Below are 20,550 nucleotides of genomic sequence, written 5' to 3'. Positions count from 1 at the left end.
CCCGCCGGTCAAGAGGGCCTCGGTACGGAACGGGGCTCAAATCGATCGGCATAAGTCGCATCCGGTCGGGTAGCCGCGCCGCCATGGCTCCACCACTGGAACATGGCGAACACATATCCGGGACCACCCGCCGGTCGCTGCTCGCGGGTGTAGCGGCGCTCGGTGCGCTGGGCGCGGCGGGCTGCTCACGCGTGGCCACCGCCTCGACCACGGGCGGCGGCGAACTGCTCGACCGGATCAGGGCGGCAGGCGTCGTACGGCTGGGAATCGCAGGTGAGATCCCCTTCGGATACATCGACAAGAACGGCGACCTGACCGGTGAGGCGCCGGAACTCGCGAAGGTCATATTCAAGCGGCTCGGGGTGGACAAGGTGCAGCCCGTGCCCACCGAGTTCGGCTCGCTCATTCCCGGGCTGAATTCTCAGCAGTTCGATGTCGTGGCGGCCGGGATGTACGTCACCCCGGAACGCTGTGAACAGGTGATCTTCGCCGATCCCGACTACCAGATGCTCGATTCCTTCATCGTGCGCAAGGGAAATCCCAAAGGTCTTCACAACTACAAGGACGTCGTCGCGAAGAAGGCGAAGTTCGCCACCGGGACCGGCTACGCGGAGATCGGGTACGCCGTCGAGGCGGGATACAAGGAAAGTGACATCCTGATCGTGCCGGACCAGGTCGCCGGGCTGAACGCCGTGGAGGCCGGACGCGTCGACGTGTTCGCCGGGACCGCGCTCACCACCCGCGAGGTGGTGAAGAAATCGGCCAAGGCCGAGGCCACGAAGGCCTTCACCCCGACCGTCGGCGGCAAGCCGCACGTCGACGGGGGCGCCTTCGCGTTCCGCCGGACCGAGACGAACCTGCGGGACGCCTTCAACGCCGAGCTGCGGAAGCTGAAGAAGAGCGGGGAGCTGTTCCGGGTCCTCAAGCCCTTCGGGTTCACGCAGGCCGAGATGACGGACCTGACCGCGAAGGAGCTCTGCGGCGGATGACCTCCGGACTCTGGGAACTGGTACTCAAGGGCATCTGGACCACCGTCCAGCTGCTGTTCTTCAGCGCGATCCTCGCCGCCGCCGTGTCCTTCGTGGTCGGCGTCCTGCGCACCCACCGGCTGTGGATCGTCCGCTTCCTCGCGGGCTTCTACACCGAGGTGTTCCGCGGGACCTCGGCGCTGGTGATGATCTTCTGGGTGTTCTTCGTGCTGCCCCCGGCCTTCGGCTGGCAGCTGGTGCCGATGTGGGCGGGCACGCTCGCCCTCGGACTGACCTACGGGGCGTACGGCTCCGAGATCGTGCGCGGAGCGCTCAAGGCGGTCGACCCGGCCCAGCAGGAGGGCGGGATCGCGCTGAGCTTCACGCCCTGGCAGCGGCTCCGGCTGATCCTGCTGCCGCAGGCGGTGCCGGAGATGATCCCGCCGTTCTCCAACCTGCTGATCGAACTGCTCAAGGGCACCGCGCTGGTGTCCGTGATGGGCATGGGCGATCTGGCGTTCAGCGGCAACCTGGTACGGCTCGCGCTCCAGGAGAGCGCCGGCATCTACACGTATCTGCTGCTCATCTACTTCGTGATCGCCTTCCTGCTCACCCGGTTGATGCGCGGCCTCGAGAAGAAACTCAAGGCGGGGGTCGGCAAGGAACCCACGCGTGAGGTCCAGGTGCCCGAGCCCGTCGGAGGTGGTGTCGGATGACATGGGACTGGAGTGCCGTAAGCGACTTCATGCCGCAGTTCTGGGACGGGCTGCTGGTCACCCTGCAGGCCCTCGCGCTCGGCTCGCTGATCTCCTTCGTACTCGGCCTGGTGTGGGCGCTGCTGATGCGCGCGCCCTCACGGTTCGTGCGCTGGCCGGTCGGGGTGGTCACGGAGTTCGTGCGCAACACCCCGCTGCTGGTCCAGCTGTTCTTCCTCTTCTATGTGCTGCCCGAGTGGGGCGTGACCCTGTCCGCACTGGCCACCGGTGTCATCGGGATCGGGCTGCACTACTCGACGTACACCATGCAGGTCTACCGGGCCGGGATCGAGGCGGTGCCGACCGGCCAGTGGGAGGCGGCGACGGCGCTGAACCTGCCGCGGGTGCGGACCTGGCAGGTGGTGATCCTGCCGCAGGCGATCCGCCGGGTCGTGCCGGCTCTCGGCAACTACGTGATCTCGATGCTCAAGGACACACCGATGCTGATGGTCATCACGGTGCTGGAGATGCTCGGCGAGGCGCGGCTGTTCGCCCAGGAGCACTTCCAGTTCACCGAGCCCCTGACCGTCATCGGCGTGGCCTTCATCGTCATCTCCTATCTGGCCTCCCTTCTTCTGCGATCCCTGGAGCGACGTCTTGTCCGCTGACACTCCCCTCATGAAAGAACCCGACGCGAACACCAACCCGCCGGTGGACGGCAGCGAGCTGATCCGCTTCGAGAACGTGACCAAGCGCTTCGGGTCGAACACCGTCCTGGACCGGCTGAACTTCTCCGTGGACTCCGGCAAGCACGTGACGTTGATCGGTCCCTCCGGGTCCGGCAAGACCACGATCCTGCGCATGCTGATGACGCTGACCAAGCCCGACGAGGGCACGGTCACGGTGGACGGGGAGAAGCTGTTCCCGGCACCGGAGAAGCAGCTGCGCGAGGTGCGCAAGAAGATCGGGATGGTCTTCCAGCAGTTCAACCTGTTCCCGAACATGACGGTCCTGCGCAACATCACCGAGGCGCCGGTCACCGTGCTCGGCATGTCCAAGGACGAGGCGGAGGCACGCGCGCGTGAGCTGCTCGACCTGGTGGGCCTCGCCGACAAGGCCGACTCCCGGCCGACCCAGCTCTCCGGCGGCCAGCAGCAGCGGGTGGCGATCGCGCGGGCGCTGGCCATGCGGCCGCGGGTGCTGCTGCTCGACGAGGTGACCTCGGCGCTCGACCCGGAGCTGGTCGCCGGTGTCCTCGACGTGCTGCGGGACATCGCCCGCACCACCGACATCACGATGCTCTGTGTGACCCACGAGATGAACTTCGCCCGGGACATCTCCGACCAGGTCCTGATGTTCGACTCGGGCCGCATCATCGAGTCGGGCGCACCGGAGAAGATCTTCAGCGACCCCGAGCAGGACCGCACCCGGGAATTTCTCAGCGCGGTTCTCTGACTCCAAAAGATGAACAGCGTTCAACCTTCGAGGTCCCGGACCCGGGTCATGTCTCTGGCATATGCCAGGGTGCCAGCGCCCCTGCTGAGAGGCCCGGCCCGGGGACGGAATCTCGTCAACAGCCGCTCACTACAAGCCCTTTGCCGGTTATCGTGGAGGGGATCGCTGTCTGGATTACGGCCCAGTAGTAGTGCGACCGAGCGAGCGCAGGGGGAAAACCGTGGCGCTGAAGCACGAGCCGACCGCGCCGTACCACTCGGCCCAGGACGCACTGCGCGTCCTGGAGACAGTGGCGCGGCACACAGCCGGAGTCACCGACGTAGAACTCGCCCGTCCCACCGGCCTCGACCCGGAGCGGCTGACCACCCTCCTGAGGATGCTGCGCCGCGAGGGGTACGTCGAGCAGATCGCCGACGGCGCGTATGTGACGGGAGCCGCCCTGACCAGGCTGAGCTCCGCGCACGACCGTGACGAGGCCCTGCGCGACAAGCTCCAGGACACTCTCGACGAACTGCGCGACTCGATCGGCGCGGCCGTCTACATCAGCCGGTACGTCGACGGCGAGGTCACCATCGCCCAGTACGCCGACGGTCCCGCGACCCCGGCGGTGAACGAGTGGGTGGACTTCCGCTCCTCCGCCCACGCCACCGCCCTCGGCAAGAGCCTGCTCAGCCAGCTCGACCACAACGGCCGCCGTGACCACCTCTCCCGGCACCGTATGACCCGGCTCACCTCGCGGACCATCACCAACGACAAGCTGCTGCTCTCCCGCCTGGAGGCCCAGCCGCCCACGGTCCCCCATCTCGACCTTCAGGAGTACGCGGTGGGCACGGTGTGCGCGGCGGTGCCGATCACGGCGGGTTCGTCGGTGGGATGCCTTGCCCTGTCCCTGCCGCTCGACCAGGCACATCGACTCCGCCAGGCGACGGACCGCTTGAACAGGGGGGCGGCACCGGTACTGCTGTCCCTGGCGATCTAGGAGCGGAGCAGGAGGTCGTCGGTCGCCCGCGGGTCCGCGGGGCACATCGATACAGCCCCGCGCCCCTGAGTGGGTCCAGCTCGTGGTGGTCAGAAGCACCCCTGCGGACCGGGTAGTATTTTCTCGTCGCCAGCCGCCGAAAGGCGGACGGCGAGGGTCATGCGCCGCTAGCTCAGTTGGTTAGAGCAGCTGACTCTTAATCAGCGGGTCCGGGGTTCGAGTCCCTGGCGGCGCACCGATGAAGGGCCTCTCGTGGGAGCGAGGGGCCCTTCGAGGTTTCCACGGTGCCGCGAAGACGGCTGGGGGTCTGGGGGTTATCCCCCAGGGGATGCAGCATCAGCGGGTCCGGGGTTCGAGTCCCTGGCGGCGCACCAATGAAGGGCCTCTCGTGGGAGCGAGGGGCCCTTCGAGGTTTCCACGGTGGCGCAAAGGGCGGCTGGGGGTCTGGGGGTTATCCCCCAGAAGATGCAGCATCAGCGGGTCCGGGGTTCGAGTCCCTGGCGGCGCACCAATGAAGGGCCTCTCGTGGGAGCGAGGGGCCCTTCGAGGTTTCCACGGTGCCGCGAAGGGCGGCTGCGGCTGGGGGTCACCCCCGCGAGGGATCCTTCGGCGTTTCCACGGTGCCGCGAAGGGCGGTTGCGGCTGGGGGGCCTGGAGTCGCCCCCGCGAGGGATCCTTCGGTGTTTTCCAGTGTTCGGTACGTCCGCGTCCCGGGTGGGCGCCACCACACCGGGTCCGCGCAGCGCACGCCCTCTTTCCTGAGCCGCGCCCGGTGGATCTTGTTCGTCGCGGTGACCGGCATCCGCTCGACCACCCGCACGAACCGGGGCGCCATCTTCGTCCCGAGATCGGGCTGGGCCTCCAGGAAGTCCGCGAAGGTCTCCGGATCGAAGGTCCCCGCGACGGTCGCCATCACCTGGTCCCCGGTCACCGGATCCGGCACCGCGTACACGGCGACGGCCACCGCCCCCTCGTAGCGCGCGAGGATGTTCTCGATCATCGCGGCGGCCAGGTTCTCGCTGTCGACGCGCAGCCGGTCGTCGGTACGGCCCGCGAAGTAGAGGTAGCCGTCGGTGTCCCGGTAGAAGAGGTCCCCGGTCCAGTACCAGCCACCCCGGCGGCGCTCGGCCTCCGCCTCGGCGTTGCGCCAGTACCCCTCGAAGGGGTTCGGAGCCCGGTTCACCAGCTCGCCTATCGCCTCGTCCCCGTTGAGCAGCCGCCCGGCCGTGTCGAATCGCGCCGACGGACACTCCTCCCCCGTCTCCTGATCGAGTACGACGAGCCCGGGCCCCGCCCGACCGACCGCGCCCTCCGGCGTGCCGGGCGCCCACTGGATCGCCGCGCCGCCCTCGGAGGACCCGTACCCCTCGACCAGCCGCACCCCGAACCGCCGCTCGAACGCCGCCGCGTCCACCGCCCCCGCCTCGGTGCCGAAGCCGAGCCGCAGCGGGTTGTCCCGGTCGTCCTCGCGGGGCTCGGTGGCCAGGACGTACTGGATCGCCCGGCCTACATAGGTGAAGTACGTCGCCCCGTACGCGCGTACGTCCGCGAGGAACCCCGACGCCGAGAACCGCCGCCTCAGCGCCACCCCCGCCCCGCTCACCAGCGCGGGCGCCCAGTCGGCGATCACCGCGTTGCCGTGGAACATCGGCATGCAGAGGTAGTGCACGCCGTCGGGACCGAGCCGGAACTGGTCGGCCAGCGACCTCCCCGCCGCGGCCAGGCGCCCCTGGGAGCAGAGCGCGGCCTTGGGGGCACCCGTCGAGCCGGAGGTGAAGTAGAGGAGCAGCCGGTCGTCGGGCGTCGCGCGGGAGGCGTCGGGTTCGGCGTCGGCGTAGGGCGCGAGCAGGGTGTCGTACTCCTCGGTGCCGGTCACCAGCAGCCGGACGCCGGGGAGGTCGAGGCCCCGCAGCAACGGCAGGTGGGACGCCTCGGTGATCAGCAGCCGACACTCGGTGTGCAGGATGTCGCGGGCCAGTTCGGGGCCCCGCCGGGTGGGGTTGATGCCGGCGACGGCGGCACGGGCGAGGGCGGCGGCACTCAGCCACAGCGGGTACTCGGGGGTGTTGTCGAGCAGCACACCGATGTGGGCCCCGGCGCTCGGCAGCAGGTCGGTCAGCAGTGCCGCCCGGGCGGCGGCGCCGGCGACGACCTCGTGGTGGGTGAGCGCCCGCCCCTCGAACCACAGCCCGGGCCGGTGGTCGCCCCACCGCCCGGCGACGAGCTCGGCGACGGTACGCCTCCTGGAGTCCATGGAGGCGTACGGTAGTTGACGGACCGTCAGATGTGGAGGGGCTAGGACGTCGCGGTGAGGGCGACCATGACGACCGCGCAGACGAGCACGACCACGACGGCCATGGCGAGCACCGCGCAGGCGGCGCACCCGTTCCCGCCACGGCCGGGGCGGGCCGTCGCCACGACGTCCGGGCCGTCGGCGTAGTGGACGGTGACGATGTCGCCCTCGAGTACCGTCCCCGGACCGCCCTCCTCCTCGAAACGGACGACCCGGCCGTCACGGGCCCTGAACTCGTACACATGGCGCAGCGCGGTGCGCACCCGTGAGTCGCCGCCCCCGTGGGCCACCGCGTACACCCGCAGGCACCGCCCCTCGGCGGTCAGCCCGCTCCGCCAGGCGCTGCGCATCCGCAGCCAGCGCCGCACCACGACGTACGCGGCCAAGAGGACCACGGCCATGATCTGGACGGGAATGATGTAGAAGAAGGCGTTCATGACAGATCCCCCGAGGTCAGCGCCGATCGTGTGATCGTGTGGGGAAGCTACCCCGGGGGACGCCTGGACTGTCTCAAGCGATGCTCAGAACGTGACGTCCGAGCAGGCGTAGAACGCGTTCGCCGTGTCGGCGATCGTCCACACCGCGACGATCACATGCCGTCCGCTGAGCCCGGACGGCAGGGTGCCGCTGTGCGAGAGGGTGGAGGGGGGCCGCTGGCCGTTGTAGGGGACGGTCAGGAACGGGGTCAGGTTGAGGTCGGAGCGGGCCAGGTTGTGGTTCTGGTTCCAGCCCGCCTTGGTGACGTAGTACTTGAAGTCGGTCGTGGCGTGCATGGCGGTGAACTGCCAGCGGAAGGTGTAGCTCTGGCCGCCCGTCACCTTGGTCGCCGGCCAGGCGCTGCCCGACGGGGTCTTCGGCGCGCTGAGCTGGCTGAACTGGCTCAGGCCGGCGTTGCATATCTGCCCGTCGGCAGGGCCTGAGGCCGGGAAGCCCTTAGGACCCTCGACGCTCTGCGGCTCCCACTGGATCGAGCCGCAGTTCGCCACCGTGCCGTTCTGGCAGAGCTTCTGCCTGCTGATGGGGAGGTCGGTGTAGCCGTGGCTGCTGGCGCCGCCGGAGGAGAGCACGACGGCTCCGGTGGTGGCGAGGCCCACCACGGCGGCGTACCACTTGGTCTTTTTGCGCATGCTGCCGCTCCTGGAGAACGTGGGGGAAGTTCAGTGAGCTTGCAGGTCTAGACCAAGTCCCAGATTATTACCGTGTGTTGACCGTGTCCATACCAGTCACGCGCCCTGTTCTCCACGCCCCGCGCAGAACGCCACCGTCAAGTCCTTCACCAGTGCCTTGCGTTCGTAGTCGTCCAGTTCCACCAGGCCCCGCATGGTCAGCCGAGTCACGGTGTCCTCCACCGAGTCCACGACCGAGGTGAGCACAGTGGCCCGGTGCTGGGCGTCCAGCGCGGCGATGCGGCGGCGGTGCATCGCGGCGGCGACCTCGGGGGCGTACTCGACGCGCAGCGGCTGGACCGAGAAGACCTCGACGCCGACGGGCGCGGTCTCCGCGGCCACCAGCCGGGTCAGCGCCTCCCCCGCCGCGTCGACCGAGCCGCGACCTGAGCCCGGCGCCTCCACCGGGACCCGGGCGAGCGCGGCCTCGACGCACTCGCGCAGAAACGTCTCGTGGTCGTCGACGCCCAGCGTGGCCCGCGCGGTGTCCCGCACCCGCCACACCACGAGGACGACGACCCGGAGCGCGACCCCGCTCGCGTCGGCGGCCGGCATCGGCTCGCCGCGCCAGTGCCGCAGCCGTACGTCGACCCGGCGGCGCAGCAGCAGTGGGTTGACCCACATCAGGCCGGTGCGCCGGACGGTCCCCCGGTAGCGGCCGAACAGCCCGAGCACCCAGGCGCGTCCGGTACGGCCGCGGGCCAGTCCGCCGAATCCGAACAGGCCGAGGGCACCGGCTCCGGCGTACGCCGCCCACTGCGCCGGGCCGAGGCCCGCTCCCGCGAACTCCGGGACCCTGAGGGCCTTCAGGGCGAGCGGCGGCAGCACTCCCGCCCACCACGAGGTGACCGCGCACCCGGCCAGTCCGCAGGCGCCGGCGAGGACGCCCGCCGAGCCCGGCAGCACGCGCGCGGGGCGTTCGGACAACTCGGGGTCGACGTCGAGGGCGGGGCGCGGGGTGACCTGGCCGGTTCTGCGCAGGCGGGGCTGCTCCCCGGTGCCCTGCCGGCGGGCCACCACCGCGGGCTTCAGCGGGACCGACACCGGGTCCGGGTCGTCACGGAAGAGCAGATGGACGGGGATCTCGGTGGTCGCCTCGTTCTGGATGAGCCGGGCGGGCCGTGCCGGCCCCTCGGACTCGGGGGTATGTGAAGTGGTCGTACTCATGAGTGCCTCCAGCCTCCGCGCCAGATGCGTCACAACGGGTGATGACGAGCCAGGTGATGACAAGCCAGGGATGACGAGCCAGGGATGACGAGATGACGCGCCCGGTGATGACGCGCGGGTGGTTACGAGAAGAGCCGCCGCCAGGTCTCCGGGCCCGGGTAGCCGTCCGCCGCGCCGCCCCGCCAGCCCTGGGCACGCTGGAAGGCCTCGACGCCCCGCCGGTCCGGCTCGCCCCAGCGCGGCCCCGGCCCGGTCGTGTAGTGCTTGCCGAACCCTTTCTTCACCAACTGTCTGCCGAGCTGGGTGACGTACTCGTTGGTGGCGCCGGGCCGGAACATCGCGCGCCCCGGGTAACCGTGAACGCCGTGCGAGGAGGGCACCGGCGGACCCGCCGCCCCCGTCCGACCGCCCGCCTCGACGTCCTTGCCGCCGCCGGTCACCAGCAGCTTCCAGGTCCGCGCCCTGGGCAGCCCGTCCGCGTCCTTGCCCCGCCACCCCTGCGCCTGCTGGAACGCCCGGGTGGCCCTGCGGTCCGCGTCCGTCCAGCGAGGGCCGGGACCGGAGGGGTAGTAGCGCCCGGCGCCGCGTGCGGCGAGCATCCGGCCGAGCTGGGTGACGTACTTGTTGTTGGCCCCGGGCCCGAAGTACGCGCTCCCCGGATAGGGCGTCGGGTCCGGTGTTCTGGGCTTGTCGTTGTCGGGCTCGGCGGGGTCCGCCACGGCGCCCGCGGTGCCGCCCATGAGCCCCTTGTACCGGTAGGGGACGTACCGGTCCGAGTTGCTCCAGTAGGCGTACGGGGTGGCCAGCTCGCGGGCGTGCGGGCGGGTCTCCTCGTAGGCGACGTAGTAGGTGCGCGTGTCGTCCGTCCAGCCGCCGAAGATGACGACGTGAGAGCCCTGCTCGGGGTTGTCCGGGTTGTGGAAGAGCAGGATGTCGCCGGGCTGCAGGTCGTCCTTGGCGATCTTGATCCCGTACTGGCCGAGGCTGCCTGTCCACTCGTTGCCCGGCAGGTTCCAGGCCATGGACACGAAGCCCGAGCAGTCCTGCCGGTAGCCGTCGCTCCAGTAATCGGACATGCTGTACGGCACTTTCGCGGCGATCCACTGCTTGGCCCGGCTGATGATGTCGGCGCGGGTCGTCGTCGGCGCCTTGGCGACCACCGGCCTGCCGCCGGGGCCGTGCAGCGGGGCCCTGCGGCCTTGCGGGGTGTCGGGCTCGTCACCCGCGGGAACGCCGGGAACGCCGGGACGGGCGGGGGCTTGGGGGGCGGCGAAGGCGGGGGCCGCGTGGGCCGCGCCGAATGCGGTGGAGGCGGCTGCTGCGGCGGCCACGATCACGACTCGGGTGGCCGCCGGGTGACCTCCGGTCGATCGTGGGAGAACGCGACGCCAGTGGACGCATCCGGGGCAGTCGCAGTCGCTCGCGGGATCGATTTCCTCGAATACCGGAGTCTCCATGCGACGCCCCTCACGCTCCAGGTAGATATGTCCACAAGTGTGCACATCCGTCAGTTTCTCAACTGTCGCCCGCACGCGCATGCTGACGGTCCGAATGATGTACGGCACCCCCCGGGAGCGGTCCGGAGCACCCTCCCGCGTCCGGTAGAGTCGTGCAGGTCAGTCAGGCGCCGCTAGCTCAGTTGGTTAGAGCAGCTGACTCTTAATCAGCGGGTCCGGGGTTCGAGTCCCTGGCGGCGCACAGACGATCGAAGGCCTCCCGCGACAGTGGGGGGCCTTCGGCGTTGAGGCGAGTTGCTCCGGCGCACGGCGGCGGCCGGGGGTCCGGGGGTCGCCCCCGGGAAGACACAGCATCAGCGGGTCCGGGGTTCGAGTCCCTGGCGGCGCACAGACGATCGAAGGCCTCCCGCGAAAGTGGGGGGCCTTCGACGTTGAGGCGAGTTGCTCCGGCGCACGGCGGCGGCCGGGGGTCCGGGGGTCGCCCCCGGGAAGACACAGCATCAGCGGGTCCGGGGTTCGAGTCCCTGGCGGCGCACAGACGATCGAAGGCCTCCCGCCAAAGTGGGGGGCCTTCGCTGTTGAGCCGGGCAATTCCGGCGCACAGACGATCGAAAACCTCGCCGCGACAGTGAGGTGTCTTCACAGTTGAAACACGGAAGGCCCCTCGCCAAGGCGGAGGGTCTTCTTGTATGACAGGCGCCACATTGAACGCGTATGACCGGTAAACACCGCGTTTCGCATCTTGCGATCATGATGTGCACCGTAGAACCCTGGTTCTTCAAGATGCTGCGGATACGCGGCAGTTGGGGGGCAAGGATCCGGTTGCCGGTGTTGCGGGGAAAGGGGCCCCGCTTCGGAGGACGCCGAGGGGGGCGTCTGCAACCGGAAGGCCGCTGTTACCTGTCTAATGTTATGAAGATTGTGGTGACTGCGGCCCACCACTGATACGTCTGTGAAGGTCGAGGGGGACCGGAGCAGCCGTAAGGAAACGACGACACGCGGCTCGTTCGCGTGTGGGGGGATGACTCATGACGTCGACGCCGACGGGCGCCCGGCAGAACTTCGACCCGTCCGACACCACTCAGCTCAGGCTGCCTTCGCATCGGACCGGCGCACTTCGCCGGATACAGAAGACGCTTCCGAAGTACGACTACGAGCACTACAGCAGACTGGCCGGTCCCCTCACGCAGCCCGACCCGGGCCAGCCCTACAAGGTGCAGTACCGCTCGCTGATCTCGCAGGAACCGCATCGCATCCGGGTCGCCCTGATGCTCGCCGCGGCGCCGCTGCTCTCGCTGGTCCTGCTGGCCTGGCTGCTGCAGCCCGAGCACTGGACCGAGCGGGACTACCCGGCCTTCTCCTGGCTGCCGGCGCTGGACATCGTCATGCTCGTCTCGATCGGCCTGATCGAGTTCTTCCGCTGCATGAACGTCCTGTCCAACGCGCACGCCACCCTGGTCGCCCGCGACCCGATCCCGGTGGTTCCCGAGACCGGCACCAGAGTCGCCTTCCTCACCTCCTTCGTGCCCGGCAAGGAACCGCTGGAGATGGTGACGAAGACCCTGGAAGCCGCGGTGAAGATCCGCCACCGCGGCCTCATGCATGTCTGGCTCCTGGACGAGGGCGACGACCCGGCGGTCAAGGAGGTGTGCGCCCGGCTCGGCGTGCACCACTTCTCCCGCAAGGGCGTCGAGAAGTGGAACCGGCCCAAGGGCCCGCACCGCGCCAAGACCAAGCACGGCAACTACAACGCCTGGCTCGACGCGCACGGCGACCAGTACGACTACTTCGCCTCCGTGGACACCGACCACGTGCCGCTGCCCAACTACCTGGAGCGGATGCTCGGCTACTTCCGCGACCCGGACATCGGCTTCGTGATCGGCCCGCAGGTCTACGGCAACTACGACAACTTCGTCACCAAGGCCGCCGAGTCCCAGCAGTTCCTCTTCCACGCGCTGATCCAGCGCGCCGGCAACAAGTACGGCGCCCCGATGTTCGTGGGCACCTCCAACGCCGTACGGATCAAGGCGCTGAAGCAGATCGGCGGGCTGTACGACTCGATCACCGAGGACATGGCCACCGGCTTCGAGATCCACCGCGCCAAGAACCCTGCCACCGGCAGGAAGTGGCGCTCGGTCTACACCCCGGACGTGCTCGCGGTCGGTGAGGGCCCCAGCGCCTGGACCGACTTCTTCACCCAGCAGATGCGCTGGTCGCGAGGGACGTACGAGACGATCCTCAAGCAGTACTGGAAGGGCTGGTACTCGCTGCCGCCGAGCAAGCTCTTCAACTACACGATGATGATCATCTTCTACCCGATGTCCGCCCTCAACTGGATCCTCGCGGCCCTGAGCTGCGCGCTGTTCCTGGGCCTGGGCGCCTCGGGTGTGAACATCGACCCGACCGTGTGGCTGATGCTCTACGGCAACGCCTCCGCGCTCCAGATCGGCCTGTACATCTGGAACCGCCGGCACAACGTCTCACCGCACGAGCCCGAGGGCTCCGGCGGGGTCGCGGGCATGGTGATGTCGGCGCTGTCCGCCCCGCTGTACGCGAAGGCGCTGGTGGACTCGCTGCTGCGGCGCAAGAGCAAGTTCGTGGTGACGCCCAAGGGCGACTCGGCCAGCCCGGACAGGTGGTTCGCGACCTTCCGCTACCACTGGTACTTCATCCTGATCTTCGGTGGCTCGATCGGTGCCGGCGTCGCCCTCGGGCACTCGCACCCCGCGATGATCATCTGGGCGACGTTCGCCCTGCTGATCACCGCGACACCGATCATCACCTGGCGGCACATGCTGCGCCAGGCGAAGAAGAAGCCCGCCGCGGTGGCCGAGGAGCCCCGGGGGCCGGTGATCCCGGCTCAGTACCAGCCGCAGCCGCTGCCTGCCCAGCACACCCAGGCGCCGCACGCCCCGGCCCACAAGCCGACCTGGGCCGCTGCCTCGAACCCGGGCACCGCAGGCGACGGGGGCAACGACCAGACCATGCAGATCGCCCTTGGTGGACTTGGGGGACGTAAGGAATGAACGACCGTGCAGGCCGCCGCCGCGCCCGTCGACTCGCGATCGGTACGGCGGTGGTGCTCGCGCTGGCCGGGATGAACGGGCCGTGGCTGTACCGCTTCGGGACCGAGAAATACCACCAGTACCAGATCAACAGACCGGAGTACAAAGCCGAGAACGGCAAGTGGGAGATCGTCCAGTTCCCCGAGAAGTACCGGCAGAACACCATCCACGCGGCGCTGCTGCGCACCGGGAAGGTGCTCCTGGTGGCGGGTTCGGGCAACAACCAGGACAACTTCGACGCGAAGAAGTTCGACACCCGGATCTGGGACCCGGTCAAGGGCACCATCAAGAAGATCCCGACGCCCAAGGACCTGTTCTGCACGGGGCACACGCAGCTCGCGAACGGCAATCTGCTGATCGCGGGTGGCACCAAGCGGTACGAGAAGCTCAAGGGTGACGTCACCAAGGCCGGCGGCCTGATGATCGTCCACAACGAGAACCCGGACCAGCCGATCACCCTGCCGGCGGGCACCAAGTTCACCGGCAAGGAGAACGGCAAGACCTTCGTCTCCAAGGACCCGGTCGTCGTGGAGCGGGCCACGAAGGTCTTCGACAAGAAGACCGGGAAGTTCCTGCGCAACGATCCCGGCCTCGGGCGTATCTACGTCGAGGCGCAGAAGAGCGGCGCCAAGTACGAGACGGGTACGCAGGACAACTACCGGATCCAGGGTCTGACCGGTACTGATGCCCGTAACACCTACGGCATCGCGCAGAAGCTCGCGCTCGACAAGAAGGACTTCCAGGGGATCCGGGACGCCTTCGAGTTCGATCCGATCGCGGAGAAGTACATCAAGGTCGACCCGATGAAGGAGGCCCGCTGGTACCCGACGCTCACGACCCTGAGCGACGGGAAGGTCCTCAGTGTCTCCGGGCTCGACGACATCGGGCAGCTGGTGCCGGGCAAGAACGAGGTCTTCGACCCGAAGACCAAGAAGTGGACGTACCTGTCGAAGACCCGTCAGTTCCCGACCTATCCGGCGCTGTTCCTCATGCAGAACGGCAAGGTCTTCTACTCGGGGTCGAACGCGGGGTACGGGCCGGACAACGTGGGCCGGGTGCCGGGCATCTGGGACGTGGACAGCAACAAGTTCACGAAGATCCCGGGGCTCAGCGACGCCAACAAGATGGAGACCTCCGGGACCGTTCTGCTGCCGCCGGCGCAGAGCGAGAAGTTCATGGTGATCGGAGGAGGCGGGGTCGGCGAGTCCAAGCTGTCCAGCAACAGGACACGGATCGTGGACATGAAGACGGACAGCCCGAAGTTCGTGGACGGGCCGACGCTGGAGAAGGGGACGCGGTATCCGCAGGCGTCGATCCTTCCCGACGACAGCGTGCTGGTGTCCGGCGGGTCGGAGGACTATCGCGGGCGCGGTGACTCCAACATCCTTCAGGCGCGGCTGTACCACCCCGACACGAACAGCTTCGAGTCGGTGGCCGATCCTCTGGTGGGGCGCAACTACCACTCAGGGTCACTGCTGTTGCCGGACGGGCGGGTGATGTTCTTCGGGTCGGACTCGCTGTACGGGGACAAGGCGAACACCAAGCCGGGTGTCTTCGAGCAGCGGATCGAGATCTACACCCCGCCGTATCTGTACCGGGATTCCCGGCCGTCACTGTCCGGGGGGCCGCAGACGATCGCCCGGGGGGCTTCGGGGACGTTCACGTCTCCGCAGGCTTCTGCGATCAAGAAGGTGCGGTTGATCCGGCCGAGTGCGTCAACTCATGTGACCGATGTGGATCAGCGGTCCATCGAGCTGAAGTACACGGTCTCCGGGGACAAGGTGAAGGTGACTGTGCCGGAGAACAAGAACCTGGTGCAGTCGGGGTGGTACATGCTGTTCGTCGACGATGACCAAGGGACGCCGTCGAAGGCGCAGTGGGTTCGAGTGCCGTAGTACCAAAGACGCTCCCGCACCTTTGCTTTTGGGTGCGGGAGCGTTTTGGCGGGCCTGGCCCTTAGGTGTCCGAACCTCGCGCCAGCTTCAATGCGTAGGTCGGCCACCACTCGCCCGCCTTCGGGCCGCCCTTGCACTCGCCGTCCGACTCGCCTGGGCGCTTGACCCACAGGTAGGCGTCCACCAAGGGGTCTGCCGTCTTGGTCGTCGGCGTCTCCCCCAGGGCCCGGCCCGGTGGGTTGCACCAGCGTTCGTTCTCGTCGCCGTCCTTGTACGGGCCGTTGCCGTTGCGGCTGGTGTCGATGACGAAGTGTTTGTTGCCGACCTTGGCGGAGAGCTGCCTGCCGTAGGCGATGGAGTCCTGGGTGGAGTAGAAGTTGGAGACGTTCACCGAGAAACCGTCGGCCTTGGCGATGCCGGCCCACTTCAGGGGCTCGAAGATCTCGTCCGGGTGGCCCCAGCCCGCGTTGCCCGCGTCCAGGTAGACCTTCGTGTTCTTCAGGGACTTGAGCTTCTCGATGGCGCCGGTGAGCAGGTCGTAGCGCTCCTCGTGGAACTCGTCCTTGGTGCAGCCGTCGACCAGGTGCAGAACCGCGTCCGGTTCGAGGATCACCGTCGCCGAGCGGTCGCCGATGCCCGCCGCCACACCGTCGATCCAGGCCCGGTAGGCGTTGCCGTCGGCGGCGCCGCCCTGGGAGTACTGGCCGCAGTCGCGGTGCGGGATGTTGTACAGGACCAGAAGGGCCGTACGGCCGGCCTTGTCCGCGGCCTCGGTGAAACCGCGTGCCTCCTGCTCCGGGTTCTCCGGGCCGATCCACTCGCCGGTCGGCTGCTGGGCGATCTTGCGGATCTGTTCGGCCTCGTCGTCCTTGCCGCTCTTCGCGTACGCGGCGACCTGCCTGCCCGCGTTGCTGTCCGGGTTGACCCAGAACGGGTCGGCCTCCTTGGGCTGCTGGGTGATCGCGGCACCGGCCTTGGCGCCTTCGCCCTCCTTGTCTCCGTCTCCCGAGGACGAACACGCGGCGAGCAGCAGTGCCGCCCCCAGCACCGCCGCGGAAACCCGTGCGCGGGTCGCCCTCCTGGCCCCCCTGCTGACGTACATCCAATTCCCCCCTGGGTGCACCGTGGCAAGTCCCAATCGTGACACACCCGTCGCGCGGCCCACGAGGTCGCCGGAGCCTTGTCCACGAGCCGTTACAGGCCCGAAGGTCGGGGTATCGAGCGCGCCGTACGGGGGCGCTCGTCGATGAAGGGGAGTGCTCAGCGATGCGGGACGCCACCAGGGAGATCCGGCTGGCCTCGGCACTGGTGGAGGCGGCGGACACCCTCGTCGAGGGCTTCGAGGCCCCCCGGTACTTACAACGGGTCTCCGACCACTGCGTGGAACTGCTCAACGCCCGGGCGGCCGGGGTGATGCTCGTCGACGGCGGCCGGTCGGTGTCGCTGGCCACCAGCAGCCGGCACGAACAGGTGGCGCTCGACCTGCTGGAGGCGCAGCACGGCGGCGGCCCCTGTCTGGACAGCTACGGCTCGGGAGAGCCCGTACCGCCGGTCTCCATACGGACCGCCCACGCGGACGCCCGCTGGCCGGACTTCACCGAACGGGCGCTCAGGCACGGCATCGTGACAACGTTCGCAGTCCCGCTGCGCCGCCGGGAGAACCTGCTGGGCGCCCTCAACGTGTTCGTGCCCACGCTGCCCGACGCCACCGCGGCCGACGACGTCACCTCCGAACTCCATGTCGCCCAGGCCCTCGCCGACGCCGCCGCCCTCGGCCTGCACAACCGCGGCACCTACGCCGAGTACCGCGCCCTGTCCGGGCAGTTGCAGAAAGCCCTCTCGAGCAGGGTCCGCATCGAGCAGGCCAAGGGGAGGCTCGCCGAACGCTGGAGCGTCCACGCCGACCAGGCCTTCATGGCGCTGCGGCAGTACGCGCGACGACACCGGCTGCCCCTGGACCAGGTGGCGAGCGCGGTCATCGAGGGCGTCGCGGACGACGCCGAGCTGCGCCGGGAGAGCGGCACAAGCGCCGACGGACCCGCGTAGGACCCTGTACCACCAGGCCGTATGACGGAGAGCCACGAGCACGGGACTTGGCGTCAACCGGCCTCTAGGCCCAGGCGCTCATACGTTCTAAAGTCTCCTCATACGTACACGGCCCCAGCCCCTGGCCGCAGTCAGCACCACCGCGCCTCCCAGGCCTCCCGCGCCGTCGCCGGGTTACTCCCGCAGCCCGAGCGCGCGTGGTCGAGGACCAGCCCGGTCGGCGACTTCGGGGGGAGCGGGTCGCCGACCGGGCCAGGTGATGCCTCCGGGGCCTACAGGCCCGTGCCCGTCAGGTACGCCGAGACGATCACGTTCGCCGTGTAGCTGCGGGTCGCCCGGTCGAAGGTGCCGCCGCAGGTGATCAGGCGCAGTTCGGCACGGCCCGACTCCCGTGGGCCGTAGGCCTGGTGGGCGTCGAAGCTCTCGCGGGTGAGGGTCCGTACGTCGTCGACGGTGAACTCGGCGACCCTGCCGTCGTCGCGGATCACCCGGACCGTCTCGCCCGGCTTCAGGGAGCTGATCCGGTAGAACACCGCGGGCCGGGTCTCGGTGTCGACGTGTCCCACCATCAGCGCGGTCCCGGCGGCCCCCGGTTTCGCCCCGGCCGCGTACCAGCCGACGACTCCGGGCTGGTCGAAGGGCGGCGGGTCGAGGGCGCCCCGCGCGTCCAGGCCGCGGGCCACCACTGGCGCCTGCACCCCGAGGTCCGGGATGTCCAGGCGCTGCGGCCGCGCTCCCTTCAAGGGCCGGGCGGTGGGCGGCAGTTCGACGGACTCGGGCGGGCGGCCGACCGCGGCCACGTCACCGTTGGTCGGCGCGGACAGACCGTGCCGTACGTCGGTCACCGCACGGCCCCACAGCCACAGCCCGAGCAGCAGCACCGCCCAGGTCACACCGGCCAGCAGCCGTCCGGTCCCGGAGACGTGTCCGCGGTGGGCGGGACCGCCTTCCTGGTCGGAGAAACGGTCGGACATCTCCGGTCAGCCCGTCCCGCGACTCCGGCGGCTGCGGCGCAGCACCACGGCCACCGCCGCGACCCCGGCGAGCACCAGCCCGGTCACGGCCTGCCCGGTGCCGGGTCCGGTGGGCTGGGGCTGCATGGCGGAGAGGTGGGTGGCGGTCCAGCCGCCGCCCGCGTTCACCGGGGCGGCGGGGGTCGCGAGGGCGGTGGCGGTCGCGTTGGCGGTGGCGCCGTTCGCTGCTACGACCGTGATGCGGCCCTTCACCTGGAGGTCGGCGCAGGTGATCTCCACGTCGTAGGGGCCGGGTTCGATCGAGGAGCGGACGCGGGTCTCGCCGGCGAGGCTGCCGTCGGCCCCCGTCAGCCGGGCGTCCGCGACGAACGCGGCCGAGGCGGCGGTGGCCGTCTTCCCCGCACAGCCGGTCACCCGAAGCGTGAGGTCGGCGCCGGCGGCGGGGGACGACGGGGTCACCGAGACGCTGCCGCCGTCCGCCGCCTGCGCGGCCGGGGCGAGGGCGGCGACAGCCAGGACCGCGGTACAGAGAGTGAGGCGTGCTGAACCCATCGTGAACCTCCAGATACCTGGAGGGTCTCCCGGGGCGCCCGGGTCCGCATCCCGGGGAGGCGCCGCGCTGCTCCGTTCGGGTCCGTCTCAGGTCCGCTCGGGTCGGTCTCAGATCCGGTCGACGAGGTCCGCGATGGAGTCCACGACCTTCGAGGGCCGGTACGGGAAGTCCTCGACCTGCTCGGGGCGGGTCAGGCCGGTGAGCACCAGGAAGGTCTGCATGCCGGCCTCCATGCCGGCCAGGACGTCGGTGTCCATGCGGTCGCCGATCATCGCGCTGGTCTCGGAGTGCGCGCCGATGGTGTTGAGTCCGGTGCGCATCATCAGCGGGTTGGGCTTGCCCGCGAAGTACGGCTGCTTGCCGGTCGCCTTGGTGATCAGGGCGGCGACGGCGCCGGTGGCCGGCAGCGCGCCCTCGGCGGAGGGGCCGGTCTCGTCGGGGTTGGTGCAGATGAAACGGGCGCCGTCGTTGATGAGCCGGACCGCCTTGGTCATGGCCTCGAAGGAGTAGGTGCGGGTCTCCCCGAGAACGACGTAGTCGGGCTCGTGGTCGGTGAGGATGTAGCCGATGTCGTGCAGCGCGGTGGTCAGGCCCGCCTCGCCGATGACGTACGCCGTGCCCTCGGGCCGTTGGTCGTCCAGGAACTGGGCGGTGGCCAGGGCGGAGGTCCAGATGTTCTGGATCGGGACGTCCAGGCCCATGCGGCGCAGGCGGGCGTGCAGGTCGCGCGGGGTGTAGATGGAGTTGTTGGTCAGCACCAGGAAGGGCTTGCCGGACTCGCGGAGCTTCTTCAGGAAGGCGTCGGCGCCGGGGATCGGCACGCCCTCGTGGATGAGCACACCGTCCATGTCGGTGAGCCACGAATCGATGGGCCTGCGGTCTGCCATGTGCTGAGTCTCCTGCCGTACGCGTGTACGCCGTGCTGCGTCGGCCCCAGCCTAGACAGTGGCCCGATCTTGGGGGAATGGCCGGTTCGGGACAGGTCTCGGAAGGTTTGGGGTCAGCGGCGGCCGCGGGCTCGCAGGATCGCGCCCACCGTGACCAGGAGGAGGGAGACGGTCGCGAGGACGGCGGCGGCCACGCCGGGGCCGGTGCTGGCGAGTTCCGCGACCGCGTCCGTGAAGGGGAGGCCTTCCGGGGTGGTGGCCGGGTCGGGGTGCGGGCTTGAGTTCGGGTTCGGGCTCGGGCTCAGGTTCGAGTTCGGGTTCGGATCGGTGTCGATGCCGAAGCGGTAGGCGTTGGACTGCCCCACCCAGTCGCCGTCGTCACCGTGCCGCTGGACGACGGCCGCGTTGACGGTGACCTCGTTCGGCGCGGCGTCCTGGGTGAGCGCGAGCCGCACCTTCACGGTGAGGGTCTTTCCGGGGCCGACGGTGAGTCCGGCTCCTCCGAAGGCCCCGACGAGTTCGTCCTCGTCGGTGCGCTCGAAGCGGACGGCACGGGTGCGGGGGCCGTCGTAGAACTCGAGGCGGGGCTGGGAGGGCTTCAGGACGTGCCGCTCGTCGACGAGGACGACGACGGGGTGGACGTCGGCGCAGGTGTGCCGGGTCGTGTTGGTGAGGTCCAGGTACCAGACGCTGTAGCCGCCCCCGGCCTCATAGACGGCGGGACCGCCGTGGATGCGGGTGGTGAGAGGGAAGGAGCGGCCGGTGGGGGCGCAGGGGTCACCGAGGGGGACCGCGGGGGTGGGGGTGGCGGGAGCGGCGGGGGCTCGAACGGCGGCCGCCGGAGGTGCGGGTGCTCGGAGGGCCGCAGCCGTGGGTGCGGGGAACAGCGCGGGCGCGGCTGCCGCCGGGGGCGCTGAGGCTCGGAGGGCCACCGCCGCGGGCCCGGGCCC

General features: G+C 69.5%; 17 protein-coding genes, 3 tRNA genes and 1 pseudogene. 11 read left to right on the top strand and 10 right to left on the bottom strand.

Features of this window, described 5'->3' with window-relative positions:
• Nucleotides 1–83 precede the first annotated feature (83 nt).
• The 7 genes from ehuB (at nucleotide 84) to BFN33_RS53350 (ending at nucleotide 4,471) form a co-directional block, all read left to right on the top strand.
• The gene (ehuB, locus tag BFN33_RS34515; RefSeq protein WP_069764128.1) at nucleotides 84–989 is read left to right on the top strand and encodes an ectoine/hydroxyectoine ABC transporter substrate-binding protein EhuB; all 906 of its coding nucleotides are present in this window, start codon (nucleotides 84–86) and stop codon (nucleotides 987–989) included.
• Complete coding sequence (gene ehuC / locus BFN33_RS34510; protein ID WP_069764127.1) at nucleotides 986–1,684, top strand: ectoine/hydroxyectoine ABC transporter permease subunit EhuC; 699 nt, start codon at nucleotides 986–988, stop codon at nucleotides 1,682–1,684. The genes ehuB and ehuC overlap by 4 nt, the downstream gene beginning before the upstream one ends.
• Nucleotides 1,681–2,331 (top strand): ectoine/hydroxyectoine ABC transporter permease subunit EhuD, encoded by a 651-nt coding sequence (gene ehuD / locus BFN33_RS34505; protein ID WP_069764126.1) that lies wholly within the window; start codon nucleotides 1,681–1,683, stop codon nucleotides 2,329–2,331. Before ehuC ends, ehuD begins: the two co-directional genes overlap by 4 nt.
• A gap of 10 nt (nucleotides 2,332–2,341) precedes the next feature.
• Nucleotides 2,342–3,118, top strand: coding sequence for an ectoine/hydroxyectoine ABC transporter ATP-binding protein EhuA (gene ehuA, locus BFN33_RS34500; RefSeq protein ID WP_069764125.1), 777 nt, complete (start codon nucleotides 2,342–2,344; stop codon nucleotides 3,116–3,118).
• Nucleotides 3,119–3,338: 220 nt separating this feature from the next.
• A complete protein-coding gene (locus BFN33_RS34495) occupies nucleotides 3,339–4,097 on the top strand; it encodes an IclR family transcriptional regulator (RefSeq protein ID WP_069764124.1) in 759 nt (252 codons plus the stop codon).
• A gap of 161 nt (nucleotides 4,098–4,258) precedes the next feature.
• Nucleotides 4,259–4,332, top strand: a tRNA-Lys gene (locus BFN33_RS34490).
• Between the two features lie 49 nt (nucleotides 4,333–4,381).
• A tRNA-OTHER gene (locus tag BFN33_RS53350) sits at nucleotides 4,382–4,471 on the top strand.
• Between the two features lie 99 nt (nucleotides 4,472–4,570).
• Here the strand turns inward: BFN33_RS53350 and BFN33_RS34485 are convergent.
• The 5 genes and pseudogenes from BFN33_RS34485 to BFN33_RS34465 all read right to left on the bottom strand — a co-directional run bounded on the left by BFN33_RS34485 (nucleotide 4,571) and on the right by BFN33_RS34465 (nucleotide 10,180).
• A pseudogene (locus BFN33_RS34485) lies at nucleotides 4,571–6,351 on the bottom strand (long-chain-fatty-acid--CoA ligase).
• 41 nt (nucleotides 6,352–6,392) lie between these two features.
• Nucleotides 6,393–6,827 (bottom strand): hypothetical protein, encoded by a 435-nt coding sequence (locus BFN33_RS34480; protein ID WP_069764122.1) that lies wholly within the window; start codon nucleotides 6,825–6,827, stop codon nucleotides 6,393–6,395.
• A gap of 84 nt (nucleotides 6,828–6,911) precedes the next feature.
• Nucleotides 6,912–7,517, bottom strand: coding sequence for a lytic polysaccharide monooxygenase (locus tag BFN33_RS34475; protein ID WP_062049695.1), 606 nt, complete (start codon nucleotides 7,515–7,517; stop codon nucleotides 6,912–6,914).
• Nucleotides 7,518–7,613: 96 nt separating this feature from the next.
• Nucleotides 7,614–8,723: an SPFH domain-containing protein gene (locus BFN33_RS34470; RefSeq protein WP_069764121.1), complete on the bottom strand. Its 1,110-nt coding sequence runs from the start codon at nucleotides 8,721–8,723 to the stop codon at nucleotides 7,614–7,616.
• 122 nt (nucleotides 8,724–8,845) lie between these two features.
• Nucleotides 8,846–10,180 (bottom strand): peptidoglycan-binding protein, encoded by a 1,335-nt coding sequence (locus tag BFN33_RS34465; RefSeq protein WP_069764120.1) that lies wholly within the window; start codon nucleotides 10,178–10,180, stop codon nucleotides 8,846–8,848.
• Nucleotides 10,181–10,347: 167 nt separating this feature from the next.
• On the opposite strand from BFN33_RS34465, the gene BFN33_RS34460 reads away from it, so the two are divergent.
• From BFN33_RS34460 to BFN33_RS34450, 3 genes are all read left to right on the top strand, one after another.
• Nucleotides 10,348–10,421 (top strand) — tRNA-Lys (locus BFN33_RS34460).
• 787 nt (nucleotides 10,422–11,208) lie between these two features.
• On the top strand, nucleotides 11,209–13,206 hold the full coding sequence (locus BFN33_RS34455) for a glycosyltransferase family 2 protein (RefSeq protein WP_069764119.1): 1,998 nt from the start codon (nucleotides 11,209–11,211) through the stop codon (nucleotides 13,204–13,206).
• Nucleotides 13,203–15,140, top strand: a complete 1,938-nt coding sequence (locus tag BFN33_RS34450; protein ID WP_069764118.1) for a kelch motif-containing protein — start codon at nucleotides 13,203–13,205, stop codon at nucleotides 15,138–15,140. The genes BFN33_RS34455 and BFN33_RS34450 overlap by 4 nt, the downstream gene beginning before the upstream one ends.
• Before the next feature lie 61 nt (nucleotides 15,141–15,201).
• Here BFN33_RS34450 and BFN33_RS34445 read toward each other — a convergent pair whose 3' ends face one another.
• Entirely contained in the window at nucleotides 15,202–16,242 is a 1,041-nt protein-coding gene (locus BFN33_RS34445; RefSeq protein ID WP_069764117.1) for a glycoside hydrolase family 6 protein, read from the bottom strand.
• Between the two features lie 164 nt (nucleotides 16,243–16,406).
• On the opposite strand from BFN33_RS34445, the gene BFN33_RS34440 reads away from it, so the two are divergent.
• Nucleotides 16,407–17,186, top strand: coding sequence for an ANTAR domain-containing protein (locus BFN33_RS34440; RefSeq protein ID WP_069764116.1), 780 nt, complete (start codon nucleotides 16,407–16,409; stop codon nucleotides 17,184–17,186).
• A gap of 272 nt (nucleotides 17,187–17,458) precedes the next feature.
• Here BFN33_RS34440 and BFN33_RS34435 read toward each other — a convergent pair whose 3' ends face one another.
• The 4 genes from BFN33_RS34435 to BFN33_RS34420 all read right to left on the bottom strand — a co-directional run bounded on the left by BFN33_RS34435 (nucleotide 17,459) and on the right by BFN33_RS34420 (nucleotide 20,487).
• Nucleotides 17,459–18,160, bottom strand: a complete 702-nt coding sequence (locus BFN33_RS34435; protein ID WP_069764115.1) for a class F sortase — start codon at nucleotides 18,158–18,160, stop codon at nucleotides 17,459–17,461.
• Between the two features lie 6 nt (nucleotides 18,161–18,166).
• Nucleotides 18,167–18,712 (bottom strand): hypothetical protein, encoded by a 546-nt coding sequence (locus BFN33_RS34430; RefSeq protein ID WP_069764114.1) that lies wholly within the window; start codon nucleotides 18,710–18,712, stop codon nucleotides 18,167–18,169.
• A 108-nt stretch (nucleotides 18,713–18,820) separates the two neighbouring features.
• Nucleotides 18,821–19,600 (bottom strand): HAD-IIA family hydrolase, encoded by a 780-nt coding sequence (locus tag BFN33_RS34425; protein WP_069764113.1) that lies wholly within the window; start codon nucleotides 19,598–19,600, stop codon nucleotides 18,821–18,823.
• Nucleotides 19,601–19,713: 113 nt separating this feature from the next.
• Nucleotides 19,714–20,487, bottom strand: a complete 774-nt coding sequence (locus BFN33_RS34420) for a hypothetical protein (protein WP_069764294.1) — start codon at nucleotides 20,485–20,487, stop codon at nucleotides 19,714–19,716.
• Nucleotides 20,488–20,550: the final 63 nt, after the last annotated feature.

Source organism: Streptomyces sp. LUP47B (assembly GCF_001746295.1).
Taxonomy (GTDB): Bacteria; Actinomycetota; Actinomycetes; order Streptomycetales; family Streptomycetaceae; genus Streptomyces.
Note: the sequence above shows the minus strand (reverse complement) of the source record. Positions and strands in the feature narration are given on the sequence as shown.